This is a genomic window from bacterium (assembly GCA_013360195.1).
Classification (GTDB): Bacteria; Electryoneota; RPQS01; order RPQS01; family RPQS01; genus JABWCQ01.
The window spans coordinates 113,274-139,134 of the sequence record JABWCQ010000003.1 but is presented as its reverse complement, the minus strand read 5'-3'; the positions used below and the strand labels follow the sequence as shown (position 1 = coordinate 139,134).

Here is a 25,861-nt window from a genome sequence, read left to right as displayed (position 1 = left end):
GGGGTAACTGGACTCGTAGTCGTCACCGAATCTCCTTCGTTGTATTCTGTTTTTCTAAGATTTTGAAAATTATAAAAATAGACGTGGGCGACACTTGGCCGCCCACGTTTGAATAATCGTTGTTTGCACTCAGGTTTAGCTACATCCGCTGGTTGAACCGCAGGTCGTACACTTCAAGCATGTACCATTGCGCACCATCGTGAAGCTGCCGCACTCTGAACATGCGTCTCCTTCATAGCCCTGACGGCGAGCGAGTTCGATAAGCTGCGACTTCTGGCTTCCATTTACACGCCCGTTTGCTGTTCCGACTTCCGCATAGGAGGCCGGGGATGTTTGAGTTTGTGCACGAGGTTCTGCAATTTGAGCAGCAGCAGAAGTCGAAGTTGTTGGGAACGAGTCGATTTCTTCTTCACGGTCAGCTTTCTCCTCGATTGTGTCGTGTGCGATCGGGACAACCGCCGCTTCGCTGTCCAAGCGCTTCGCGCCGTTAATTGCGTCGCTGCGGGAAGTTTCGGTATGGGCATCCACAACATGTGCCAAATCGTGACGATCAAGATAGGAAATGGCCAGCTCACGGAACACGTAGTCAATTACAGACGTCGCATACTTAATATGATCGTTTCCACCCACCGGACCGTTTGGTTCAAACCGGGTAAACACAAAAGCGTCGACGTATTCATCAAGAGGAACGCCGTGCTGCAGACCCAGGCTGACTGCAATCGCGAAACAGTTCATCAGGCTGCGAAACGATGCACCCTCCTTATGCATGTCGAGGAAAATTTCACCCAGCGAGCCGTCCTCGTAGTCGCCGGTTCGCAAGTATATCTTGTGTCCGCCGATGCGCGCCTTTTGAGTGTATCCCCTGCGGCGATCGGGAAGTCGACGACGGCGCGTTTCGTAGATTATGCGTTCGACTGCTTGTCCGACGTGCCCATGTTCAAACTGGGCACCCTCTTCCAGCCCGAGTGACGCAATGCCGAAATCGTCCGCCGTAGAGTTGAGCGGCTGAGACAATTTTGATCCGTCGCGATACAGGGCAACGGCTTTGAGCATCATCCGCCAACTTTGGTAATACGCATCCTTTATGTTCTCCACGGATGCGTGGCGGGGAAGGTTTATGGTCTTGGAAATTGCGCCACTGATGAAAGGCTGTGCGGCGGCCATCATCTTCAAATGCGCAAGCGGCTGTATGTAGCGTTGTCCATACGCTCCGCACTGATTGGCACAGTCGAAAACCGGCAAGTGCTCGGGCTTCACATGTGGAGCGCCTTCAATTGTCATACGACCGCAAATATGGTCATTTGCAAGTCGAATCTGCTCTCTGTTGAATCCGAGAGCGATCAGTAAATCACCGCCGGCATTTCCGAGAACTTCATCGGAAATTTTTAATCTATCACGGACGATGTCCTGACCCACGACCCAAGGCGTTACCGCGAAACTAACGCTGAATGCGCCTTTGAGCTGTGTTTCAATGCGGTCGAGAGCGTCTTCGGGCAGCCCTTTCGCTCTGAGAGTATCCCGATTTATGTGCGGCGCCCCGTCAAGCGTGCTCGTTCCGGAAACGTACTGAGTGATCTGCCTAATCTGACCTTCGGCATATCCCAGGTTTTCGAGCGCAATCGGGACGCTGCTGTTTATGATCCGGAAGTAACCACCGCCGGCCAATTTCTTGTACTTCACAAGAGCGAAGTCAGGTTCGATACCGGTGGTATCGCAGTCCATTACTAGTCCTATGGTACCGGTCGGCGCAATTACCGTTGCTTGTGCATTGCGATAGCCATTCTGAACACCCATTGCCAGCGCTTCATCCCAGACATCACGGGCGGAATCGGCAAGATAATCAGGGCAATGCGCAACGTCCAGGGGCTGAGGCGGAACGGTCAGACCTTCATAACCATCCAGAGTGCCGCCGTAGGCCGCGCGTCTGTGATTGCGAATGACTCTGAGCATCTGCTCATGATTACGACTGTAAGCCGGGAAGGCCCCCAATTGTCCGGCCATTTCTGCAGACGTGCGATAAGACTCTCCCGTGAGAATTGCTGTAAGCGCCGCACACCATGCCCGCGCTTCCGCGCTATCGTAAGCCAGACCCATGACCATGGCAAGCGTGCCCAGATTCGCATAGCCAAGCCCCAGCGTGCGATACTCATATGACCTGCGCGCGATATTCTGCGAGGGAAACTGCGCCATTTCAACCGAAATGTCAAGCACAACGGTCCACAGCCGGATTGCATGACGGTACGAATCAACGTCATACAAGTTCTTTGACGTGTCGATGAATTTCATCAAGTTCAGGCTGGCCAAGTTGCAGGCTGTGTCGTCAAGGAACATATACTCAGAACACGGATTGCTGGCATCAATTCTCCCATCCAGCGGGCACGTGTTCCATTCGTTAATCGTTGTATCGTACTGAATTCCGGGATCCGCGCTTGCCCATGCGGCCTCGGCGATTTCGTTCCAGAGGTCGCGCGCCCGGAGGGTTTTGGTTACACGACCGTCCGTACGCGCCTTGAGCTCCCATTTGTCATCGCGCTCAACCGCCTTCATGAACTTGTTGTTCAGGCGAACTGAGTTGTTGGAGTTCTGGCCGCTGACCGTCTGGTACGCCGCATTATTCCAGTCGGTATCATACGTATCGATCCGCATCTCAGTGTAGCCCTGCGACGCGAATTGCAGCGTGCGATGTATATAGGGATCCGGAATGAAATCGCGCCGAGCACGAAGAATCGCATTGCGAAGCTTGGCATTCAATTTCGGGTTCAAACGGGAGTCCGTCGGAACGCTTAGATCGTGGGCAGCGCTCAATATTTCATTCAAACGCGCCTCGCAGATCCTTGAACCGGCAACGAGAGCGGCGACTTTCTGTTCTTCGACCACCTTCCAATGAACGAACTCTTCAATGTCAGGGTGGTCGGCATCGAGACAGACCATTTTCGCCGCCCGGCGAGTGGTTCCGCCGGATTTGATGGCTCCCGCAGCCCTGTCCCCTATTTTCAGAAAGCTCATCAGGCCGCTTGAAACTCCGCCGCCGGAAAGGCCTTCTTCCTCACCACGGACTTTGGAGAAATTCGTGCCGGTGCCTGAGCCGTATTTGAAAAGCCGGGCTTCTCGTACCCAAAGGTCCATGATGCCGCCCTCATTGACCAGATCGTCATCAACTGACTGGATAAAGCAGGCGTGCGGTTGGGGCCGCTCGTAGGCGTTTCTGGACCTCTCCAATTCATTTGTCTTTGGGTTGACAAAGTAATGCCCCTGCGACCGGCCCTCAATTGAATAAGCCCAATACAACCCTGTATTGAACCATTGCGGGCTGTTCGGCGCGCAGATCTGGGCGGCGAGCATATATTGGAGTTCATCGAAAAACACGCGAGCATCATGTTCGCTATCAAAGTATCCCGACTGCCAACCCCAATAGGTCCAGCAGCCTGCCAGCCGACGGAAGACCTGTCGAGAATCGCGTTCTCCGCCAAAGCGGGACGGCTCGGGCATTTTGTCCAGAACAGACCAGTCCGGCTCGTGACGAAGCAACCATTCCGGGACACCCTGCTCCCAAACCGGCCGGGAGGCCATTGGTACGCCCGCTTTGCGCAGATATTTCTGGGCGAGCACATCAACGGCCACCTGCGACCAGCTTTCGGGCGCGTAAATGTCCCTTGCTTCGAACAGGACTTTTCCCTCTGGCGACGTCAGCTTGGACGCCCAGGTTGTGAAGCGCAAGTCTGCATAGACATCCTGGCCTTCACGTGTATAGTGGCGAGTGAATTTCAAAACCTGCTCCCTGGTACTAATTTGGATTCCCTGTCAAACAACTCCCATCACACCCAAGTACCATCGACACATGCCTCTTCATCCATCTCATTATACCGTATCTACACATCTAGAACTAAAATACCACAACATCTGGTGGTGCGTTGTTGGGGCGGTAATATAGCGGGGTCGGTGCCGGTAGTCAAGTGACTATACATTCATTTTGAAGAATTTATCCACATTTCAAATGTAAATAATCCAAGAGTTTCCCAATTTGAATGAGTATAAACAATGAGATAACAATGAGGAGTCGGTAAAATGAGGCTTTTCTGTCGTTTGCACGAATTCAAGAATTAAAATGTTGCAGAATAAGAGCTTGTTGTACATGCGAGCAGGCCTCTTCCGTCAAGTTAGATTTCCATATGGCCTCTCAAATATACGCACATTTGTCCAAATGTGCAACAACTCAATGATGAAAAATTAGAAAGTCCCTGCCTCCAACTAACAACAAAATCCCTGTTTTGGGCTTGACATTGGGATTCCCATCTGCTATATTTTGAGGCTTACGCCGAAATGGCACAACACCAAATTTTCGACAGATTTATGGCATTTCAGAAACCTCGCCAAAGAAACAGCAGCAACAGTGCGACCCGTATCCGGACAGGCATGGCCCGTAAGCCGTCCTATTTGGAAGAGCACGGGATAAAGCACATTGATTATAAAGATATCAAGCTGCTGCAAAGATTTATCGGCGCAAACGGACGTATCCTGCCTCGCCGCCTTACCCGCCTTGACCGACAAGAACAACGGCTGATGACTTTGGCAATTAAGCGCGCGCGCCACATTGCCTTGCTGCCGTTTGTCCAAGAGGCCGAAGCATTCTAAACCCAGGCCTTAGCGCCGCCCAACTGAGAATAGAACATGTCACGAGTTTGCCCGATTACTGGACGAGGTCGCCACAAGGCACACAACGTCAGCCACGCGAACAATAAATCGCGGAAGTGGCAATATCCGAATCTCCGCACAAAGCGATTCTTTGATGAAGCGACCGGCACGTGGGTACGGGTACGGGTTTCCGCACGCGGGTTGAAGACGCTTACCAAGAACGGCTTGCCGACGGAATGGCGTAAGCAGATCGAGTTGCACAACGCCCTGCATTCACACGATCATAGCCACGCATAGGGAGTTTTCACATGGCAAAGAAAGCAAAAGAAGGCCGTATCATCGTTACCCTGGAATGCACGGAATCCCGCGGTCAGGGGTTAACGCCAAGCCGTTACAGCACGATGAAGAATCGTAAGAATACTCCTGACAGGCTTGAGCTGATGAAGTACAATCCGAATCTTCGGAAGATGACTCTGCACCGCGAAGTTCGGTAGTCCGGTTTACGAACTCGAATTCAGCATGCTTGCAAACACCTTGAGGGGCCGACAGTTGTTGGCCCTTTTCTATTGCCCGGAGCGTTAGATGCATAAATCTCCACTTCTGATCAGAGCGGTACTTCTCACTTTGATTACGGGTTCAATACTGACCGCAGTGAGCCTCTTCGTCTTCCAGAAGACGGTCACTTCACGAGTGCTTAAAACGGTCGGAGAGGAACTTGTTACCAGCCAGCGTGTGGTAAGGCAATTGCTCGATCAACAGCAGGAATTCCTGCATGCCGTGGCGGTCAATCATGCGGAATACCTGTCTATCGCAAACTTGCGGCACCCGGGCGAAAGCTCAGAGGAATGGGGTCAGACCTATCTTGACCTGGCCATGCTTGACTTGATTCAGATTGAAGACAGCACAGGCAACGTCTTGATGCGCGCTATTCGAAGCGGTGAAGACACCGAGTCCGATTCGGTATTCTTCAGATTGACCGGACTTCGATTCCAACACGACGACATGTACCTTTACCAGGTCGCATCAGCTGTTCTGCCGCAGGACAGAGCCAAGCGTGTGTTTGTCGGGAAGCGGCTTGATGCTCGCTGGCTCGAGGGTTTGTCCGATATTACGCGAAGCAAAATGGCGGTTTTCACAGGCAAGGAATTCCTGTTTGTAAGTTTGGATTCGAGTTTTGTGAAGCCGTTGATGACCTCGCTGCCGTGGGACATGGCGGCAGCAGTCCGACCCTTGGAAATGACGATCGCTGATCAGGAGATGCTTGTCATGTGTGAAGGTCTTCCCGGCGGCCCGTCTCCGGACTTGTGTGTTCTGCTTGTTCGCGATTTAGCTCCGGAATTGGATATTCTCGATGAAATCGAGTCAAGTGTCGGAGCACTCGCGGGAATCATCGTGCTACTCATGACCGTGCTTGCAGGGTTAGGAGTCGCGAATGTCGTTAAGCGTGTAAGAGCGCTGGACCTGGCCGCAGCCGCGCTGGAGAGCGAAGAGGATGACCCTCCGCTTCGAAACTTCGGGAATGATGAGGTTGGCAGCCTTACCAAGCGATTTGAAACAATGCGAAGCAGTCTCAAGGAACGGCAACAGGAACTGGCGGCACTTAATTTGAAGCTTGCCGAGCAGATGTCGGAGTTGCAGCAAACTCAAAGGCAGCTGATTCAATCCGAGAAATTCAGTACTGTCGGAAGACTCTCTGCTCAGCTTTCTCATGAGCTGAACAATCCAATTTGCAACATTCAGAACTGCGTTGAGGTTCTGGGCAGATCGCGTGTGAAAGAAGACGAAGCGATGGAGTATGTCCAGCTTATCCGTGATGAGGTTGGCAGGATGGCAAAACTTACACGACAGTTGCTGGACTTTCACAGACCGGCAAAAGAGGAGTTTCGGCGCGAAGACCTGCATACTGTCATTGAAAGCGTATTGCGAGTGTCTGCTTCTCAGCTTTCCAGCAGGCGAATCACAGTTCTTCGCAACTTCGGCGCGGATTCGCCGCAGGCTTGGATCGATGCCGATCAAATCAAACAGGTCGTGCTAAATCTGCTACTGAACTCGATGGATGCTATGCCAAACGGCGGCAAAATAGAGGTCTCGACACGGGGCGAAAACGAGCACATTGTGCTGCAGCTTGCTGACTCAGGAATCGGTATGGACGAGGGGACTCGCGAGAAAATCTTCGACGCTTTCTTCACGACCAAATCAGAAGTCGCGGGCGTGGGGCTAGGTCTGTTCGTATGCTATCGAATAATCAGGCAGCACGGCGGATTCATTGAAGTCGAATCTACTCCCGGACAGGGCTCCACTTTTATCATCAAACTGCCTGTGCGGCCTGCGCATATTGTAAATGAGGAATGATGTCATGAAACGACCAATGAAAATCCTTCTGGTCGACGATGATCTCGCCTTTCGCAAGTCCACGTCGAAACTGCTCGAAGACGAGTTCGGCACGATTGAAACGGCGGTAAACGGCGAAGCAGCGCTTGCCCGATTTGCTGAGATCAGATTTGACGGCGTGCTCTGTGACTTGGTCATGCAGGGAATGAGCGGCCTGGAACTGCTGCAGAAACTGAAAGACATTGACCCTCGCGTTCCAATCATAATGGTGACCGGACACGGTTCGATAGACTCGGCAATTCAAGCGATGAAAGCCGGTGCCATTGACTACGTTACGAAGCCGTTCAGCGCTGACGAACTGCGCCTCAAGTTACGCAGGGCGATAGAACAGGAGCGACAACGAACTGAACTCGAACTTTTACAGAATTCATTAGCCGCGAGTGCGAGTTTCCATGATATGCTCGGCAGGAGCCGTACCATGGAAGACGTTTTTATTCTTGCAAGAAAAGTCGCAGCCAGCGACGTGACAGTTCTGATTCTTGGAGAAACCGGTACCGGAAAGAGTCTGCTGGCACAAGCGATTCATGCGAATTCCCCGAGATCGAGGGCTCCATTCGTAAGCGTAAATTGCGCAGCGCTGACGCCCACTCTCCTTGAAAGCGAGTTGTTTGGCCACGAGAAGGGTGCATTCACCGGCGCAATTGAACGCCGTATCGGACGGTTTGAGCTTGCGGACAGCGGAACATTGTTCCTTGATGAAATCGGAGAGCTCACTACTGAATTGCAGACGAAACTTCTCGACGTAGTCCAAACCCGAAAATTCCAACGGGTTGGAGGATCTCAGACCATAAGCGTGGACGTGCGATTGATTACTGCGACGAATCACGACCTCGTCAACCAAGTAAAGTCCGGCAGATTTCGCGAGGATTTGTTTTATCGGTTAAATGTTGTACCGATCACTATACCGCCGCTCAGAGTCCGCACAGAAGACATTGAACTCCTGTCAGTTCACTTTCTGACTGAAGTAACCAGGAGACTTGGCAAACCGGGCATGCGGTTCGGCCCGGAGGCGTGGCGTACCATCCTCGGCCATCAGTGGCCGGGTAACATCCGCGAGCTTCAAAACGCCATTGAACGAGCCGCTGTCTTATCAGACACTGACGAAGTTTCCAAGATCGAAATTATGCAAGCCCCAATGGCATCTCCGATCCCGGCACTTACCGCCAATAAACCGTTGCGTGAGGTTCTGCGAGAGGAGACAGAGCGAATTGAAAGACAATACCTTTGCGCATTGCTTGCCCGTTACTCGGGTAGTGTCTCAAAGACCGCTGAACATGCCGGGATTGACCGGAGGACGGTCTTTGAGAAGATGAAACTGTACGATTTGAAAAAGGAAGATTTCAAATGAGAGGTTAATGCGGGAGAGTCAGTTCCGATTGGGAACTCAGACTCACATTTAGCTTGAGACTTCTGACATTCTTTACTTTATAAATGCTTGTTAATACTGTTTCAAGATTGATGGATCGTTGTGGCACAGCTCTTGTTATCATGGCTTTTGTAAAATCGAAGCTGCTGATGGCCAAGTGCTGGCGCGAGACTTGACGCCGTCAATTAAATAGCAGCATCGTCTGCCAGCGGAGGTTGCGTTTCCCCAGGCTGTCCTTCGCTGACGTTTTCAATGAAATCCCCCGACACAATAGTGCCGGGGGATTTTCTGCATGGTTTGGCCCGATGTCCAATCATCGGCATCACTCTTATGATGCGATAAATGTCAATTCTTTGCGGCGCGCACTACTTCATGCCGGTAATCCGTCTGCGGAGGCAGGAAGTTTACGGTCGTGCCTGATATCGAGAACCGTGTGATCTCCTTCATCTGTTCATCGGGCGCGATCGAGGTGTTGAATGTACGGGTTACACCGCGCACCACTGTCCGAACGTTAATGGATTGGCTCCCCAAGTCATTTCCACAGTCTGAGAACCAATCTACCGCAACAATGTACTGCCCAGCCGGCGGTGTGGTTGTCCAATAGATATTCTCGGGTCTTCCGTTCTCATAGTTTCCGCACAAGTTGTCCCGATCGAGCTGGCCGCCGGAAGATGTCACGTTTGGAGCCTGCCCATTGCCGTAATAGCACCACTCTTCATTCGGATCCTGTACCCAGAGATCCAGGTCAAGTGAATTCTCGTTGTACCATGTCAAAGTCACTTGAATGTCTCCGGTACCCACTGAAGATGTGGGCTCTGGTATGCAACCGCACCGTCCCGGATCGGCTGTGACAAAGTCTCCAGAGGAGAGTTCGGCACAGTCCGGCGAGCTGTAGTGCCATGCATTAGAAATTGTGATGGGTTCTGTGATACGATGGGAGTATTCTCCGGGATTAATGCTGCTCTCCCGCTGCAAACAGAAAGTATAGGTTCCCTGCGGCAAATACCAATTCCCGGAATGCGTCCATCCGATAGTGCCAAATGGCGCATACAGAACTCCCTGTCCTGCTTCCGGAATCCACTCGGTTTGGGCCGGATATTCAAGCTGATAGGTCTCGACACAAATGTAGAGCCAGGAACTACCGGTGTTCGTAACGTGAACACACCCGGATGCATCATCCTCAATCTGCCGACTGGAAATGAACCAGGGTGAGAGTGTATAGGTTTGCGCCTTGACCGTTCTTGTCGCCGGATCGTACTCCGAGCTGAAGTACTCTGGAATGCCAGTAGTCGGGTTTCTTCTCCAAAGGCTTAGCTCGCCCGGATCTCCGTCGCCCGGGACAGGGACGGCAACTTCGACCGGTCGTGCGAAAGTGAACCCTTCCGGTCCAAACTGGTAGATGTCGGAGACGACGTTTTCTCCGCTCGGCGGAGTAACATTTATGCTGTTATTCTTCTCAATCGAGAACACCATGGCGCCCGGATTGCCATTCTCGAGTGGGGGCACGGCGCCAATCGGCACAACAATTCGCGCGCCCAATTCCGTTTCAATAGTTCCTGACGTAGTTGTTGTGACCGTTCCGCTCGCATTGTCTTCAGTCTGGGCCGGTTCGGGAGTGTCGTTGTCATCTTCTGGGCAGCCGAGCCAAAGGACGGCCGCTACCATGAGAACCGCGATAAATAACTTGTTCCGCATGCAGCACCTCATGCAATTTTTTGATGGTCGTTTTACACTATCAGTGTAGATCAGCAATTTAGCGCAAACTGACCGAATTGCAAGCGGTCGTTTAGTGAGGTTTGAATGTCAAATCCGCTCACATATTGACTTTGCATGCTTTTTGAGAAGAATGCTGTCTCCTCAGATTGAACACGGAATGCGTGTTTGTCACATAGCAGTTTGAATTTGCATTAACGTGAATTGACCCGTTTGATGCGCGCAAAACAAGTAAAGGGCGGCACAGGCCGCCCTTTACACAACATCGATGCACTTCGACTATTTCAACGGACCTGTAGGCCGCTTAATCGGGAAGTCAGGACGCGGCACATCGTTCCGAGGATCTTCCTTGATTTTCTGGCGGCACCACTTTATCGCATAATCGAGCTGATCGTCGATTCCTTTGATCTGGTTCTTGACTACCTGGTCAACCTCCACATCAGGAGTCACGCCAGGACCTTCGATCAACCACTTTCCATCCTCACCCCAACCCGTGAATTCCGGCTGAGTCGCGGCACCGCCGTCCACGAAGGGCTTGCCGCCGCGAATACCGACCCATCCGCCCCATGTCCGTTTGCCAACCAGAGGACCCAGTTCCAAGCGCTTCCAGCCCTCTGAGAAAGTCTCACCATCTGAACCGGTCTGTTCATCACAGAGAGCAATCATATGCCCTTGGAATTGCGACCATGGATCATGATCCTGTGAGCCGTTCCGTGCTATGCCCCAAGTCCAGATTTCGCGATCAAGCTGAGTCAGAATCCACCGGGCAATATTGCCGCCACCGTTGTTTCTGACATCGAAGATAAACGCCTTTTTACCGCCGTACACCTGCGGGTAGTATTCACGCATGAATTGCTCCATTCCCGCACCGCCCATGTCCGAGAGATGCAGGTAAGCAATGTCGTCACCGCCATTCTTCCTGACGTATTCCATGCGGCTTTCCACCCACTCCCAGTAACGAAGATCACCTTCGTCGCTCAGCGTCTTAACAACAAACTCCCGTGCTCCGTCAAGCGACGGCTTGTCATTTACTGAGACCATGACCAGCTTGCCTGACTTATTAGCCAGAAGTTCGAGATAGTTGGGCACAGAGTTTACCGGTTTCCGGTCAATCGCGACCAAGTACTCGCCTGCCTTAACGTTCAGTCCAACGGCAGAAAGCGGGCTTGTACGCTTGCTATCCCACGGATCGGGAGCAAGAATCCTGTCAATGCGGTAAAATCCATCGTTCGTGCGTGTCACGTCAATTCCGAGCAAGCCAACTCCGATGCTCTTGGAGCGTTCTCTGTCACCGCCGAAAATGTATGCGTGACCTGCGTTGAGTTCACCAAAGAGCTGTCCAAGGATATCATTCAGCTCGTCACGTGTTGTAATCCTGTCGATGAGTTTCGCATACCGCTCGCCTTCCTTCTTCCAATCTATGCCGTGCAAGTTCGGGTCATAGAAAAAGTCGCGCTGATTGCGCCAGGCTTCCCAATAGATTTGCCGCCACTCTGATCGAGGATCAATGTCGTGTGTCCACTCATCAAGCTTCAGACCCTTGTCCTTGTCGTCTTTATCAGGTTCGGGCAATTCGGTGTCACCCGCGCTAATAATTGAAAACCCGTCTTTCGTGCGAATAGCCATCTTCTTGCGATCAAGAGAAAACATGTATCCTCGCGCGCCATCGGCGACGGTATGGTCCTTCTTTTTCTTGATGTCGTAGCAATGCAATGCAATTCCTGGGTCGTCATCGCCGTGGTTTTCATTTTTCCAACCGCGAGCATCCATTGCAAAATAATAGATCTTGCCGTCAACTGCGCCAAGACCACCGTAGCGGCCAGCTTTCACGGGTATCAGTACGATGCGATCGACAAGCCCATCCCAGTCGATTTTCACCTCGACCTTCTTGTCCTCTTTGTCATCATCCTTCTTGTCCCCCTTCTTATCCTTCTTATCCTTTTCATCTTCTTCGTCGTCCTTCTTGTCACCGTCCTTCTTGCCTGCGGACTCAATCGTATTGTCTTCAAAGAGATAGGGACTCTTTGTGTCTTTCGTCAATGCAAGTCCAAAAAGTTGACTTGTATTTAGAGTGATAAAAGACCAATCGTTCTCTCCATTAAAGGCGTTGTGATGGCGACGCGACGAAAAGTACAGCCATTTTCCTTCCGGATCCCACGAGGGCGATCCGCTGTCAAACATCGGGTCAGTAACCAGATGCGACTTCTTTTCCTTCATATCGTAAATCTTGACGCCGCCAAACTTGTTTGGCAGAGTGACAGCGTATGCAATGAATCTTGAATCAGGTGACCAGTCATACGAATAGATTTCCCAATCCGATGAATCTACAACAGATGTCGCGCCGGTTTTCAGATTAATGAGCGCAAGAGTCCGATCCTTGTTTCCGCAAACGCCCCACTCACCGTCAGGTGACATTTCAATGCCGAAGTTGTAGGTCGACGGTCCCGGGCCTACTTTGCGCGGCTTTCCTTTGCTGTCAGCCGGAAATGCCCACAAGGTTTGCTCACCTTCGCGATCCGTCCACGCAAAGATCTCCTTTCCATCCTTGCTGTAAAACGGCGCGCGTTCACGCTCTCCCGGAGAGTCAGTTGCCTGCAGCACAACGCCTCGGCGCTCAGTGGACGCGGTAAACAGCTCGCCTCGTGCACCTAGCACAATGCGGTTTCCATCGGGCGAAAGTCCGTAATCATTCGTATAGTCGTCCGGCGAAATGAACCTGTCTCGAGAAAGCAATCGCTCACTTGGCATGGTCACATCGATTTTCCGGGTTTGACCAGCGGCAATGTCGTAGACATAAATGTCCGCGCCAACCGTGTAGCAAATCTTGCCGTCAGAAAGACTCGGCCAGCGCGCGTCATACTCACGGTGTTCTGTGAGTCTTGTCAGACCGGTGCCGTCAGGATTCATGCACCAGAGATTGTCGCGGTCATCTTCGTTGCGTACAAAGAAAATCTTGCCATCAAACCACATAGGAGTGGCGTCATTGCCTTCCCATGTGGTAATCTTCTTGTAATCCTGTGCCTTTGTACTTCCTACGTAGATGTCTTCCGCCCAGCCTCCCTTGTAACGCTTCCAGGTGCGTGTACCAAGGGAAAACCGAGTATAGGCAATACGGTCGCCGCCAGGTTCGAACGTGACGTGTGCGATTTCGGGAATATCCATCTTGACCGGCCATTCACCTTCAGTATTGACGATGAACATCTGCCAGTAGCCGGCTCCGTTGTCAGCCCAGTTCCGATAGGCCACTTTTCCATCATTGGTCCACGCTGCAACATAGTCTGCGGACGGATGGTAAGTAAGGCGGCGCGGCTCCCCGCCCTCCGGAGAGATTAGATAGACATCAATATTACCGTCGTAATTGCCGCTGAAGGCAATCCATTTCCCGTCCGGGGAGAACATGGCAAATCGTTCCTCACCGGCGGCTGAAGTCAACCGGCGGGCATTACCTCCGCTGAGCGGAGCGACCCACAAATCATTGTCGGCAATAAAGGCGACGTGATTGCCGTGAGCAGTTGGCCAGCGATAGTATCCGTCTTCAGTCGAGGCAATTGCGCTGGTCAGACCCAAAGCTAATAGGGCAAGGCTTGAAATAAGTAGTTTCATGCGGGTTCCTTAAAAACTACAGGATAGGTTCCAAAATGGGGTTGTGGAGGGGCAAACCGAAGATGACTCCGGGTGGATTCTGAAGGGACGCGAACAAAATGGCCCCCGAAGTAATAGACTCCGGGGGCCATGATTTGTTGCATAGATTTACTTAAGCAGCATCATCTTACGAACAGACGTGAAGTCACCCGCATCCATGCGGTAGAAGTACAGTCCGGACGGAAGAGCGGCGGCATCAAATGTGGCCGTATAAACCCCGGCCGCGTGGTAACCATTTGCTAACACAGCCACTTCCTGGCCCAGCATGTTGACCACGCTCAAGCGAACATTTGCCTGCACCGGAAGCGAGAACTGAATATCCGTCGTCGGGTTGAACGGGTTCGGATAGTTCTGGTTCAACGAGAACTCAGTCGGCAAGGGCATATTGTGCTCACGAGAAGCCGAAACCGTCGTGTCACCCTGACCACGTAAGATCACCGGGAACGCCGGATTATTGCCAGCGTTGCTGTTGATGGTGATGATTCCGTTCCATGCACGGTGAATCAGCGGATCGAATCTGATCGTGATGTCACGGCTTTGGCCCGCAGCCACCGAGAATGTAGTCGGAGTAATCTGATAGGCCGGCGCGACCGCATTCGGCGTAATCGTAATACCGGTCACGTTCAGGGCATCCTGACCACCATTGTTGAAAATGGTCAAGGTTTGCTCAACCGGCGGGGCAGCAGGATGAACGGCACCGAAATTCACGGTGTCGCGGTCGGTATCAATGACTGGGAACGGCGGAGTAGCCGACGTTGTGTCAAAGAACACTTGCATGCACAGGTTGCCACCGTCATCTTCGAAGAACTGACCGCCGTTGTTGGCAATCTGCAGGGCGAGAAGTCCCATCGCGGCGTTCTGAGCAGCGTTCGGCGGGTTGTCGTCAAATCCCATCGGTGCGCCAGTCTGGAAGAGATAGCCCAATGTCACGGACTGTCCTTCAAAAACAAGCACAGGCGGATTTACGGTGATTTCGTTCCAGCCAGTGACAACGGCAGGAGTCCCTGTCCATACTGGCGTTCCTGTCGGCAATTCCTGATTATCATTCATCCAGATGCGGAAATCGCCATTGGCATTGCCGCCGACGTTAATGCGAATTCTTGTTATTGACGCCGGGTATTCCGCGGGCTTAAACTTAAGCGCCCAGCCTGAACCGGTCGAAAAACCAAGATATGTGTCCGCATCATCATTGTCGTCGTACAGGTACCAGCGGTTGTTTCCGCCAACAAAGAAACGCAGCCAAGTTGTATCGTTTTCGAGATTGTTATCGCCGCCAGCCAGCGCAACGCAACGGGCAAGGTATTCGCCTTCCTCGGTTGGAACAAACGGGGTGCCGGTTGTCAAGGACGCGGAGGCCTCGGCGTCAAGTTCACTGCCAAGAAGATCCTCGGAAAACACTGTCGTTCCGGAAGGACCTCTAACCGTCAACTCGCCTACGTATGCCTCAATGTCTTGGGTTCCAATGTTGTCAAACTCCTGTGTAAAGAACACAGACTCGCCAGGCAAGAAATTGTAGGATGTTTCACCGGCAACTTCATTCGACAAATCGCCAGCGGACAGGTCAGTAAATACGCCGCCGGAAATTCCACCGATACGCAGCAAGAAGTCACCAGCTACGTTTGAGTAGTTACCGAATTTGCCCTGAGTGGACAAGCCTGACCGGTTTCCAGTCGCTCCGTTATCCCATACAGGATTCCAATTTGTATCAAACTGCGGTCCGCCAGGAACCGGGCCAAATACGACCCAAAAATCAGTACCACCGACTACATTAACGGTATCGTTGAAATTCACGTCAAACCATCCGAAATCCGGCAGCGGTGCCGCTGCCCGAGCCCAAGCCTGTTCTCCACCCGGTGCGGGCGTTGACGTGTAAACAAATAAAGAACAAGGAGCTGGGGAAGTCTCGCCGTCAATGGTATAGCAGTAAGCGCTAATGACAGCAAAGTCGACCGGTGCAGTAAAGCGCACACGGCACCAGTAATTTGTGCCCGTGTTCAGGGCTGCCGGGGAGTTGTTGTCGTACAACAGGGTATCCGGCTGGGGATCATCGAGCGCGCCGTTCGATACGGTGCGGTTGTTCATGTCACTCGGCCAGACCAAAGCCACGTTGTCCGAGGCCATGGCGGACATCGCAGTTGTCAGGCAGAGGAGCAGGAGCCAGTGGGTCCAACGCATGGGTTTCCTCCAAATTGGTGTATCTACAAACATTTCAATAGTTTCCGGGACAAAACCACCTAAGAATCAATGGGATGAGAAATCAGGGCCCATTCGGACCCTCCCAAAAGATAAGAATTTAAGACGAGAAAGGAAAGTAGAAGATTCCCGTTCCCTTACTGATAGAGCCTGTTTTCTGCTATGTAGTTGCGCACTTTCTCGGGCAACCATTGAGAAGTGTCAAGACCAATGCGGATGGCGTCGCGTATCTCAGTGGCAGAGATGGCAACCATCGGAGTTGTCAGCAGCTTCACCCTTGAGACGTACTGAGATGGAGCTTCGCGAAGGTCTACTCCAGGACGTCTGAGTACCGCAACCCGCGCATGGCTAAACAGATCTTCCGGATTCTTCCATTTGGGCAAGTCAATCAGCGAATCCGCGCCGACGATCAGCCAAAGGTCTTTGCCGCCCGGCGGCAGTTCACTGATCACTCTCTGAATCGTCTCTGTCGTATAGGCCGGGCCCTTGACCTTCTCTTCCAAATCTGAAATTTTCAGTAACGGAAACTCTTTGAGTGCGAGGGCAAGCATCGCTTTCCGATGCGCGTACGGCGTAATCGGAGTGTGCAATTTGTGAGGCGGAAATGGGTTTGGCAACATCCAGACTTCAGGAAGTCCAAGTTCAATTCGGGCTGCCTCCACCGTGCGAAGATGGCCATAGTGAACAGGATCGAATGTTCCGCCAAAAAGACCGAGCCGGGTCATGGAGTCGCAGCTTGCTCGGTTCCAACGTCCAGCGTTTTTTCCAACTCTTCGACCTTCCCAAGGAATTTGCCGGCAGGAAACCTCCGCTTATAGTCCTTTGCAGCTGCAATTGCCTTTTCAATCTCGTCAAGTTTAACAAGAGATCGAACCTTTTCATAGGCAGCTTCGTCAGCCCACCTCGTGTCATAGTAGTCGGATAGCACCGCATCCGCGTAAATCACAGCGGCGGCGTACTCTTCCACCTTCAGGTACAACTTGAGGGCTGCAAAAACCTTGTGCGCGAGTTTGTCCCGGCACTTTGCCATATAGGCGTACGCGCTGTCCGCAAACTCGCTTTGAGGATAATCCTCGAGGAATCTTTGAAAACCGTCGAATGCCTGTTCCGTTGTCGTCTGATCAAGCCGGTAGTCAGGTGCAAGCTCGTAATAACAGCGAGATTCATAGTACGCCGCCGAACCGGCAAGTTGACTGGAAGGAAACTGCTGAACGAGTCGCCGGAAGTCATCCGCCGCCACGATGTAATCGGACTGCTCAAAACCTGCCCTTCCAAGCAGGTAGTAAGCTGAATCAATGAACGCGGAGCCCGAGTAATTCAGGGTAATGTCACGCAACAACTGTGAGGCACGGTAGAATCGCTCTCGCTCATACAGCTTTTTGGCACGCTGCCAGTCTGCGTCAGCTCCGTCTTGGGTGACAAACTGAGTCTGAGAGGCGCACCCGACAAAGAGCAGGAGCGCCATGATTTGAACTAAATATCGCGAAGTTGTTAACATCAATTTCTTGTTCGAGCGGAAAACAAAAACAAAAACACTCCGGCTGTCGCGGCAATTACACCAAGCGGGAGCAGCCATGAGGATACTACTGCAGAGGACTTCATTGTGGTGTCAATCGCAGCGGTCAACAGCGAATCCCCCAACAATGAGTCGCTTGAAACGCTTTCTGGTTCCTGCGCAAAAGCGGCAGCCGCAAGTAAAGCTATGAGTACAACTCTTGCTATAACCGCCATGCCAAGGTCATCGTGGAATACCCATGCACCGGTTTGCCTTTGTCATACAGTATGGCGATGCCAACCGTCAGCACATCGTCCGGGACTTTTAGCCGGTCACTCTTGTCACGGAACCAGTTTGCGTCCACAAGTCCCATTCCAAAAGTAGCTACGGAGCCATGGCTGCGTGTAAACAGTGATCCTCCAGCACGCAGCGCTACGGCTCGAACAGGTCTGAATTCTGCTCCAACTCTTGGTTCAAGAAAACCTAAGGCTCCTGAAGAACTTAGATTACCAAGCTGAAATGCCAGCGAATAGTCCTCCTGTTGCACCGCAACTGAGGCAGTAGTGCCTTTGTCAATCCGACGATCGAGAGGATGCAACCAGCGAGGACCTGTAACAGGGAACCTCTGATAATGTAAACCCACTTGAACGCCCCGAGGTTTCAGGATAACACCGTATGTAAAGCCTTCTCCGTCGCCCTGAAAGCTGCGAGAATAGAAGTCAACGCGTCCACCCACCTGAACTCGCGGATGAAGCAGGAGGTTCAGCACGACACTGGTTTGATACTCAGCCAGAAGTTGTTTCCCGGTTTCCCCGTCGAAGCGACTGCTGTCACTCCGATGCATCACAGGTTCTGCCAGAATGGCCGTCACCGCTGCCCAGCGGTGTCGTGCCGATACTGATCGTACGAAGTGTGAGGCTACGTCACCTAGCTCACTCAAAGAACTGCGTTTCTCAGCGCTGTTCTCGAAATAATTACGAACTCCAAAAGCACCATTCGCCTGAATGACTGATGACACTCCGGTTCTCTTGGACAACGGAAACGCTACGATTCCCGCCGGGTTGGCGCTGGTCGCGCTAGTTGAACCAAACATTGCTCCCGTTGCACCTCCCATCGCGAAATCACGCGCCACGCCGCTCTGCAGCAGAAGCGGGGTCCACGTCATTCCAAACGACCTGGACACTATCAACAGGATGAAGAGGCAACGAATCATCCGCTTTCAGTTGTGCCATACCGTTGCGCACGCATCCACAATCCTGCAAATACAACGGCGAATAGACCATAGTAAAGTAAAGGCCACAACTTGGCGAATCTCACGGCAATAGTAATGTCTTGACGAGCGGGGATTTCCCCGAAAATCGCGCCCGCCGTATCAAATCCAAGTGACTCAACAATCCGACCGTTTGGCAAAATGATTGCGCTGATTCCGGTATTCGCGGCACGAACTATTGATCTGTGTGTCGCAACGGCACGCAGCCGGGCAAGGGAAAGATGTTGATATGGTCCGCTTGAGTGACCATACCAGCCGTCATTTGTAACATGCCCGAAAAACTGCGCTCCCTTCAGGACCGCTTCCGCTGCAATCTCCGGATAAACTACTTCAAAGCAAATCAAGCAAGCAAACGGCGGTACCTTGCCACCGGAGAACACTACAACAGAATCGCCGGGTTTGAATTCCGCCTGGCCAAGATGAAGATTCCCTAAAATCGGAAACCAGTTCTGCCCCGGTATTCTCTCTCCGAATGGAACAAGGTGGATCTTAGAGGATCTCTGCAGAGCAAGTGAATCCGGACGAATTGCGAAAGCTGCGTTGTACGGAATCTGCTGTCCATCCGGAGACACATCATAGTCGGTTGCTCCGGTCAACAGAACAACGTTGTTACGTTTAACAACGTTTCTAATCGTGTCTGCAGCCCAGCCTCGAAAACGGATCGGCATCGGAACGGCCGTTTCCGGCCAACACACAAAATCAACCCCTCTGCCGCCAAGGCCGTCTGTAATCTCCACGTGATCGGACAGGATATCTGCCGAACTCATTTGCCATTTGCTCTCGGCAGGTGTGTTTGCCTGAACACTTGCAGCCTTAATGATGGGTTCGCCGGAAGCGACGTAGTTCAGGCGAAAGTATCCGATAGAGATTGGAACGAGTATAGCAGTCAGCGCCAGCCACACGAAGAGCAGCCGCCGATGGTGCCAGGCAAGAAAGAACAGTGCATTGACACACAAGACTTGAAAAGCAAGTCCCTGAACGTCAACCCACTCCGCGATTTGAACTGCAGGGAGAAAAGCAGACAAGGGCAACGCCCAGGTTGCCCAAGGGAAACTCAACTCGCCGGTGCCCCAAAAAGTTTCCAATCCCTGATAGGCAACGACAAAGAATAATGCGGCCGCTGCAACAGACAGTCGGTCGGCCGCCCATTTCACCGCAATTGCCGCAAGGCCCCAGATCGTCGCAAGAACACAGATTAGAGCTACGCCTGCAATTGCCGAAACCCACCAAGGCGCGCCGGAATTTAATCCCACCCAATAAAGTACCCCGCCATAAAAAACTACTCCCCCGCGCCAAGCTGATCCAAATTTCCGTGCGCTGGACATGTCCGCCGCAGCAATCAGGAAAGGAACCAACGCAACGTATGCGAGTGGCCATAGAGAAACGGGCGGAAAAGCAAGCGCACCGAGGATTGCCGCGATCAGAAATCCTCTCCGGGACAACATTTTCCTAGTCGTCAGCCCCGATAACGATTTCGCGATTTTCGGCGGCCGATCGATATGCAGCTTCAATTACCTCTAAAATATAGGCAGAGTCTTCAGCGATTGAAACAGGCTTTGCCTTGCCAGCGATCACGTTGTAGAAATGCTCAAGCTCGTACTCGAAAGACTTATTGTACAATGTCGTCGCTTTCAACTGCGGACCTGCCGGTGTTACGTTCACGAGATTACCGTGAATTACCTTTGTAATCTTCAGTGGATTCAGCTCCGCAATACCTTTGTTGCCGCTGAAGACAGTCATGGCTGCCGATTCATCGGACATATATGCCCATGTAGAGTTAAGCTGGAGCGCCGCGCCGCCTTGAAAAGTGAAATAAGCGGAAAACGTATCTTCGACCCGAAGATTCAAACGGTCTCTTGAAGTGTTGCAAGACACTCGTTTGATCTTAGGCTTGCCAAGAGTCCACCAGCATACATCGAGAAGCTGGAGGCCGAGGTCCATCAACACGCCACCGCCGGAAATCCTCGACTCGTGCAACCAGGGACTCCGAGACCAAGTTTCCTTTCGTTTCAACCAGGATGCGCGAATTACCCTTACCGTGCCGAGCTCGCCTCCCCGCACAAATTCGTGCAAGATCATCACATCAGGTCGAAATCGCAAATTCATGCCCACCATCAGGTGTTTACCTGCCTTCTTGGCGGCTTGCACCATTCGCTGTGCCTCTTCCGATTTTCTTGCCATCGGCTTCTCGACAAGAACGTGTTTGCCCGCTTCCAGCGCGGCCAATGTCAGAGCAAGATGGGAATTTGTTGGCGTATTGATGTGCACCGCATCAATATCGGGATCCGCGAAGACTTTCTCGGCGTCGCGGTAAAACCGGGGAATCTTTTCCTTCTCGGCAAATGCCGCTACTTTTGCGTAATCGGCATCGGCGACGGCATGTATCTCCGCAAGCCCGCTCTTCTTCAGGATCGGAATGTGGAAGAGCTGACTTACACCTCCAACACCGATAACACCGACTCTGAACTTCTCAGCCATCTTCGACTATCTCTCTCTTGAAGAGTTGACCTGTTCATCCAAAAACGACTGCAGCAGCAATACCGCTGCCGCCATGTCGAGTTTGCCACGTTGTTTCTTCTGCTTTATCCCTATTTGCGACAACGAACGACTTGCTTGAAAAGAAGTCATTCTTTCATCGCAGAATTCGACATCCACTCCTGCGCTGCGCACGTGCAACGCGAATTCGCGGACAGCAACCGCGGATTCACCCTCACTGCCGTCCAGTTTCAGTGGCATGCCTATTACGACGAGAGCAATACCCTCTTCGCTGATTGTCTTCTTCAGCAGAGGAAGGAACTCTGACGGTTCAGCCGACCAGACGGCGAGACCAACGGCAATTCGCCGTTGTTCATCCGAAATTGCAACACCGATTCGGCGCGTACCCCAGTCTAACCCGAGGACACGCGACATTTTCAGCGTTCGTTGGGTGGAATCTGGTCTAACGGAGTTTTGAGTGACTCCTTCAATAGCTTACCCGGTTTGAAATGGGTCTTACGCCGTGCGGCGACGTAGATGATTTCGTTGGTCTTGGGATTGCGCGCTTTCGGTTTCGGTTTCGTCTTCTTGACTTCAAAGACGCCGAAATCGCGAATCTCAATTCGCAATTCTGATTCATCTCCTGCCATAATTTGGCGCAGCACGGTGAACGTATCGTTGACCACCTTGGCCACCGTATCCGGACGCTCGTTGCTGAGCACGGCTACACGCTCTACCACATCTTTCTTGATGTAAGTTCGCATTCAGCCTCCTCTGCTGTTCCTCTGCGAGTTTGGTATCTGCACTATGTTGAAACTATTCAATTTGTAGCTACATCGGCTGATTGCCGGGAATATCTTCGTCCAACCGTTCCACGTGAAGCACTCCGGGGATCGCCCTTATTCGTTTCAGAACACGTTGTAAATGAAGCAAAGACTTCACTTCTAGCACCAAGCGTCCCGAAGCAAAGTTGTCCTCACGCTTCATTTCGATATAGAGCATGCTCACATCTTCCTTTGCAAGGGCAACCGTGATGTCGCCCAGCATTTGTGCACGATCCTCTGCCATTAGACGAATGCGCACATTGAACTTTGCTTCTCTATCGGCATCCCATTCAACCTGGATATTCCGCTCCGGATGCTTCATCAGGAACGGAATGTTTTTGCAATCAACCCGGTGCACGACCACACCTTTTCCGGTGCTAATGAAACCCGTTATCTGATCACCGGGTAAAGGCTGGCAACAAGTGCCGAATGAAATGGCGACCTGATCCATGCCATGAATACGGATGCCCGTGTCGCTGCCCTTGACCCGGCGAATTACCTTGGAGAGTACACTTGCAACAGGGCTTGAGGGAACAGGCTCAGGCGCCAACTTCCGCAAAACATTCTCAATGGTCAAGTCTCCTGAACCAATTGCCGCAAGAAAACTATCAAGCGTATTGTGTCCGAAGAGCTGGGCTGTTTCCGAAAGATCCTTGTCCGTCTTTTTGTAACGGAGCCGCGACAATTCACGCGTTAACATTTCCCGGCCGAGCTTTTGCGATTCCTCGAAGTGTTGTTCCTTCAGCCACTTCTTAATCTTGTTTCGAGCGCGGCTGGTCTTGACAAACTGCAGCCAATCCGGGTTTGGCTTCTGGTTTGGCGAAACGATGACTTCAACCAAGTCGCCGGAATGCAATGTTGCCTTCAACGGTGCAATGTGTCCGTTTATCTTGACGGCCATGGCGTGCAGCCCAACGTCGGTATGCACGGCAAACGCAAAATCAACAGGCGTCGCACCGACGGGCAGAGTCAGCAACTTGCCACGGGGAGTGAAAACGAAAATTTCGCCTTCGAAAAGATTAATCTTGAGGTCCTCAAGATACTCTTTCGAATCTCCCGCCTCGGACTGATTATCAAGAAGACTGCGCAGCCATTCAATTTGGCGATCCAACTCTTTGCGGCTTTGATCGCCTTCTTTATATCGCCAATGCGCAGCAATTCCGTACTCTGCGCGACTGTGCATATCATCGGTACGAATCTGCACCTCGATCTTTCGGCCATCCGGTCCAAAGACCTTGGTGTGAAGCGACTGATACATATTTGACTTCGGTGTCGCAATGTAATCAGTAAACTTGTCCTGAATCGGAGTGTACAGCGAGTGGACAATGCCCAGCGCAAAATAGCACTCTTCCATCTTCGGGACAATAATTCGTATCGCAAGCAGATCTAGGATTTCCTCGAACGAGTAGCCGCGAGTCTTAATCTTGTTGTAGATTGAGTACAGATGCTTGGGCCGGCCGAGAACCTGACCTTTTACCCCTGCCTTTCGCAGTTCCGCCTGTATCCTTGCACACTCTCGCTGAATGATACGTTCGCGTTCAGTTCTCTTCAGCGAAACCTTCTCAGCAAGTTCGTGATACTCGCGCGGATTCAAGACTTTGAAAGCCAGGTCTTCAAGTTCCCACTTGATTTGATAGACACCAAGTCTGTGCGCAAGTGGCGCATAGACATCCATCGTCTCAAGGGCAATGCGCTCCTGCTGCTTGCGGGTCATATGCCCAATCGTCCGCATGTTGTGCAAGCGGTCCGCAAACTTTATCAGGATTACCCGCAAGTCATTGACCATCGAGAGCAACATTTTGTGCAGATTTTCTGCCTGCTGCTTTTCTTTGGACTCGTACTTGAGTTCGGGTATTTTGGTGACACCGTCAACCAATTTGGCGATTCCGTCGCCAAATGCCGCACGCAACTGTTCCGTGGTGGTTTCGGTATCTTCAACCACGTCATGAAGCAGTCCGGCTACTATCACGTCCTCGCGCATGTGGAGTTCAGCGAGAATTTCCGCAACTGCCAGCAGGTGCGTGATGTAAGGCTCGCCTGACAGTCTGCGTTGGTTCTTGTGCGCATCAAAAGCAAACAAGAATGCACGCTCAACTGTTGCGAGGTCGGCATTGGGGAAGTTTTGGAAAAGAGCAAGTCGAATCGTGTCAAGAGACCGCAGAAACTCAGGCTCGATCCTCGAGAACTGAGGACCTGCCAGTTGTGGGAGAATGGCTACACTTGAATGCGGCTCGTTCTCGGCGAGTTTAGGCGCAGGCTCTGACATTTTATTGCTTCAATCATGTTTTCCCAAAAAAGCTAACGTATTCCGACCGTCTGTGTTTTGTCAGCTATCAGGCTTCAGAAAGGGGTGTCGTCGATCGATGGCATGGAGTTATCACCGAAGTCAACGGACTGATCAAATGCCGGTGCCGGCCGTTCAGATTCAAGCGGCGCGAACATTGTAAACTCCTTTACAAATGAAAGCGGCAATGAGCCTGTCGGGCCGTTACGGTTCTTAGCCACAATAATCTCGGCCAATCCTTCGATCGGATAGGACTGAGTCCCGATCTCGTACTGCGGATCCTTTTTGCCCTTGAACAAATCCTTGTAGTACTCGGGCCGGTAAACAAACATCACGACGTCGGCATCCTGTTCAATAGCACCGGAATCCCGCAAATCTGACAGCAATGGGCGGCGATCGCCGCCTCTGGATTCAGGCGCCCTGGACAGCTGCGAGAGCACAATGATCGGAATCTTGAGCTCTTTGGCTAGATTCTTCAGAGACGCAGAGACATAGGCAATCCACTGCTGTTGATTGTCCACCATTTGGGGAGGAGTAATCAGCTGCAGGTAATCTATGACAATGAGATCAACCTTATACTCCAACCAAAGTTGCCTCGCACGAGCACGCAGCGTGCTCATGTCCAAGCCGGGTTGGTCGTCAAAGAACAGATTCAGGTCGGCAAGCCGGCCTGCATGCACGGACAACCGACCGTATTCTTCCTTGGTCATGCGGCCGGTGCGAAGTCTCTGCAGACTAATATGCGCCTCACCGGAAAGCATACGCAGCACAAGCTGCCTGACGTCCATTTCCAGCGAGAATATTGCGACACGCGCGTTGCTTGCATGCGCGGCACCGGTGGCAATGTTCATCGCAAGTGCCGTCTTGCCCATTGAAGGACGGGCAGCTATAATGATGAGTTCGCCGGGGTTGAAACCGGTGGTGAAGTCATCAAGTCTGTCAAACCCTGACGAAACACCATGCACATGGCCTTCACGCTGCTTCATGTGCTCGATATGCTCAATTGTTGACTTCACCGCTTCAAGTGAAGAAAGAGCGTTCCGACCGCGGCGTCTGCCGATTAAATCCACAAGACCGGTCTGCACTTTTTCAAAGACCTCGTCGGCACGCGCTGTCGGATCGCTGGCAGCGCCGACCGCCTCCGCACTAAGCGAAATTACATTTCGCAGAAGCGCCTTTTCGTGCACAACGCCGGCATAGTGTTCGATATTCGCCGATGTGGGCACTTCCGCGGCGAGCTCGCTTAAGAATGGAACGCCGCCGACTTCATCGAGTTTTCCGATTCGGCGAAGTTCACCCGTGACCGTTATCAGATCAATCGGTTCACGGCGCGCGTCCAACTCGCTCATGCATAGAAACAACGCGCGATGGTTCGGTCTATAAAAAGAAGCCTGTTCAACCAGATGCGCTATCCTTGCGAATGCAGCCCCATCGGAGAGCAGGGCACCAAGCAATGCCCGTTCCATCTCAGGCGCTTGCGGAGGCACGCGCACTCCGGCAAGATCGGGATTCTGTGATCGATCGGATGTTGCTGGGTGTGCCACAATCTTACCTTATTCTGCCTGCAAAACGTGAT

General features: G+C 52.1%; 18 protein-coding genes. 5 read left to right on the top strand and 13 right to left on the bottom strand.

Annotated features, from left to right (window positions below; all coding sequences use genetic code 11):
• Window positions 1–135: 135 nt before the first annotated feature.
• Complete coding sequence (locus HUU59_04190) at window positions 136–3,768, bottom strand: vitamin B12-dependent ribonucleotide reductase (protein NUO18627.1); 3,633 nt, start codon at window positions 3,766–3,768, stop codon at window positions 136–138.
• 645 nt (window positions 3,769–4,413) lie between these two features.
• Between HUU59_04190 and HUU59_04185 the strand changes: the two genes are divergently transcribed.
• The 5 genes from HUU59_04185 to HUU59_04165 all read left to right on the top strand — a co-directional run bounded on the left by HUU59_04185 (window position 4,414) and on the right by HUU59_04165 (window position 8,371).
• Window positions 4,414–4,632 carry a 30S ribosomal protein S18 gene (locus tag HUU59_04185; protein NUO18626.1) on the top strand — a complete coding sequence of 73 codons (219 nt, stop codon included), beginning with the start codon at window positions 4,414–4,416 and terminating at the stop codon, window positions 4,630–4,632.
• A gap of 36 nt (window positions 4,633–4,668) precedes the next feature.
• Entirely contained in the window at window positions 4,669–4,929 is a 261-nt protein-coding gene (gene rpmB, locus HUU59_04180) for a 50S ribosomal protein L28 (GenBank protein ID NUO18625.1), read from the top strand.
• 11 nt (window positions 4,930–4,940) lie between these two features.
• Complete coding sequence (gene rpmG, locus HUU59_04175) at window positions 4,941–5,126, top strand: 50S ribosomal protein L33 (GenBank protein NUO18624.1); 186 nt, start codon at window positions 4,941–4,943, stop codon at window positions 5,124–5,126.
• 88 nt (window positions 5,127–5,214) lie between these two features.
• The gene (locus HUU59_04170) at window positions 5,215–6,984 is read left to right on the top strand and encodes a hypothetical protein (protein ID NUO18623.1); all 1,770 of its coding nucleotides are present in this window, start codon (window positions 5,215–5,217) and stop codon (window positions 6,982–6,984) included.
• 4 nt (window positions 6,985–6,988) lie between these two features.
• Entirely contained in the window at window positions 6,989–8,371 is a 1,383-nt protein-coding gene (locus tag HUU59_04165) for a sigma-54-dependent Fis family transcriptional regulator (GenBank protein ID NUO18622.1), read from the top strand.
• 363 nt (window positions 8,372–8,734) lie between these two features.
• Here the strand turns inward: HUU59_04165 and HUU59_04160 are convergent, their stop codons facing one another.
• The 12 genes from HUU59_04160 to dnaB form a co-directional block, all read right to left on the bottom strand.
• Window positions 8,735–10,084, bottom strand: a complete 1,350-nt coding sequence (locus HUU59_04160; protein ID NUO18621.1) for a hypothetical protein — start codon at window positions 10,082–10,084, stop codon at window positions 8,735–8,737.
• Window positions 10,085–10,381: 297 nt separating this feature from the next.
• Window positions 10,382–13,705, bottom strand: a complete 3,324-nt coding sequence (locus tag HUU59_04155; GenBank protein NUO18620.1) for a PDZ domain-containing protein — start codon at window positions 13,703–13,705, stop codon at window positions 10,382–10,384.
• Between the two features lie 147 nt (window positions 13,706–13,852).
• Complete coding sequence (locus HUU59_04150; protein ID NUO18619.1) at window positions 13,853–15,919, bottom strand: choice-of-anchor D domain-containing protein; 2,067 nt, start codon at window positions 15,917–15,919, stop codon at window positions 13,853–13,855.
• 155 nt (window positions 15,920–16,074) lie between these two features.
• Complete coding sequence (gene nadD, locus HUU59_04145; GenBank protein NUO18618.1) at window positions 16,075–16,662, bottom strand: nicotinate (nicotinamide) nucleotide adenylyltransferase; 588 nt, start codon at window positions 16,660–16,662, stop codon at window positions 16,075–16,077.
• Entirely contained in the window at window positions 16,659–17,402 is a 744-nt protein-coding gene (bamD, locus tag HUU59_04140) for an outer membrane protein assembly factor BamD (GenBank protein ID NUO18617.1), read from the bottom strand. Before bamD ends, nadD begins: the two co-directional genes overlap by 4 nt.
• A gap of 253 nt (window positions 17,403–17,655) precedes the next feature.
• Complete coding sequence (locus HUU59_04135) at window positions 17,656–18,645, bottom strand: hypothetical protein (GenBank protein ID NUO18616.1); 990 nt, start codon at window positions 18,643–18,645, stop codon at window positions 17,656–17,658.
• Window positions 18,642–20,147, bottom strand: a complete 1,506-nt coding sequence (gene lnt, locus HUU59_04130; protein NUO18615.1) for an apolipoprotein N-acyltransferase — start codon at window positions 20,145–20,147, stop codon at window positions 18,642–18,644. Before lnt ends, HUU59_04135 begins: the two co-directional genes overlap by 4 nt.
• 4 nt (window positions 20,148–20,151) lie before the next feature.
• Window positions 20,152–21,180: a Gfo/Idh/MocA family oxidoreductase gene (locus tag HUU59_04125; GenBank protein ID NUO18614.1), complete on the bottom strand. Its 1,029-nt coding sequence runs from the start codon at window positions 21,178–21,180 to the stop codon at window positions 20,152–20,154.
• Window positions 21,181–21,186: 6 nt separating this feature from the next.
• Complete coding sequence (gene ruvX / locus HUU59_04120; GenBank protein ID NUO18613.1) at window positions 21,187–21,612, bottom strand: Holliday junction resolvase RuvX; 426 nt, start codon at window positions 21,610–21,612, stop codon at window positions 21,187–21,189.
• Window positions 21,613–21,614: 2 nt separating this feature from the next.
• Complete coding sequence (locus HUU59_04115) at window positions 21,615–21,941, bottom strand: integration host factor subunit beta (GenBank protein NUO18612.1); 327 nt, start codon at window positions 21,939–21,941, stop codon at window positions 21,615–21,617.
• Between the two features lie 67 nt (window positions 21,942–22,008).
• Complete coding sequence (locus HUU59_04110; GenBank protein NUO18611.1) at window positions 22,009–24,267, bottom strand: bifunctional (p)ppGpp synthetase/guanosine-3',5'-bis(diphosphate) 3'-pyrophosphohydrolase; 2,259 nt, start codon at window positions 24,265–24,267, stop codon at window positions 22,009–22,011.
• Between the two features lie 74 nt (window positions 24,268–24,341).
• A complete protein-coding gene (gene dnaB, locus HUU59_04105) occupies window positions 24,342–25,829 on the bottom strand; it encodes a replicative DNA helicase (protein ID NUO18610.1) in 1,488 nt (495 codons plus the stop codon).
• Window positions 25,830–25,861 lie beyond the last annotated feature (32 nt).

Excerpts from the sequence above, each read along its gene's own strand:
- HUU59_04185 (NUO18626.1), top strand. The coding sequence starts at position 4,414 with ATGGCCCGTAAGCCGTCCTATTTGGAAGAGCACGGGATAAAGCACATT.
- rpmB (NUO18625.1), top strand. The coding sequence starts at position 4,669 with ATGTCACGAGTTTGCCCGATTACTGGACGAGGTCGCCACAAGGCACAC.
- rpmG (NUO18624.1), top strand. The coding sequence starts at position 4,941 with ATGGCAAAGAAAGCAAAAGAAGGCCGTATCATCGTTACCCTGGAATGC.
- HUU59_04170 (NUO18623.1), top strand. The coding sequence starts at position 5,215 with ATGCATAAATCTCCACTTCTGATCAGAGCGGTACTTCTCACTTTGATT.
- HUU59_04165 (NUO18622.1), top strand. The coding sequence starts at position 6,989 with ATGAAACGACCAATGAAAATCCTTCTGGTCGACGATGATCTCGCCTTT.
- HUU59_04160 (NUO18621.1), bottom strand. The coding sequence starts at position 10,084 with ATGCGGAACAAGTTATTTATCGCGGTTCTCATGGTAGCGGCCGTCCTT.
- HUU59_04155 (NUO18620.1), bottom strand. The coding sequence starts at position 13,705 with ATGAAACTACTTATTTCAAGCCTTGCCCTATTAGCTTTGGGTCTGACC.
- HUU59_04150 (NUO18619.1), bottom strand. The coding sequence starts at position 15,919 with ATGCGTTGGACCCACTGGCTCCTGCTCCTCTGCCTGACAACTGCGATG.
- nadD (NUO18618.1), bottom strand. The coding sequence starts at position 16,662 with ATGACCCGGCTCGGTCTTTTTGGCGGAACATTCGATCCTGTTCACTAT.
- bamD (NUO18617.1), bottom strand. The coding sequence starts at position 17,402 with ATGGCGCTCCTGCTCTTTGTCGGGTGCGCCTCTCAGACTCAGTTTGTC.
- HUU59_04135 (NUO18616.1), bottom strand. The coding sequence starts at position 18,645 with ATGATTCGTTGCCTCTTCATCCTGTTGATAGTGTCCAGGTCGTTTGGA.
- lnt (NUO18615.1), bottom strand. The coding sequence starts at position 20,147 with ATGTTGTCCCGGAGAGGATTTCTGATCGCGGCAATCCTCGGTGCGCTT.
- HUU59_04125 (NUO18614.1), bottom strand. The coding sequence starts at position 21,180 with ATGGCTGAGAAGTTCAGAGTCGGTGTTATCGGTGTTGGAGGTGTAAGT.
- ruvX (NUO18613.1), bottom strand. The coding sequence starts at position 21,612 with ATGTCGCGTGTCCTCGGGTTAGACTGGGGTACGCGCCGAATCGGTGTT.
- HUU59_04115 (NUO18612.1), bottom strand. The coding sequence starts at position 21,941 with ATGCGAACTTACATCAAGAAAGATGTGGTAGAGCGTGTAGCCGTGCTC.
- HUU59_04110 (NUO18611.1), bottom strand. The coding sequence starts at position 24,267 with ATGTCAGAGCCTGCGCCTAAACTCGCCGAGAACGAGCCGCATTCAAGT.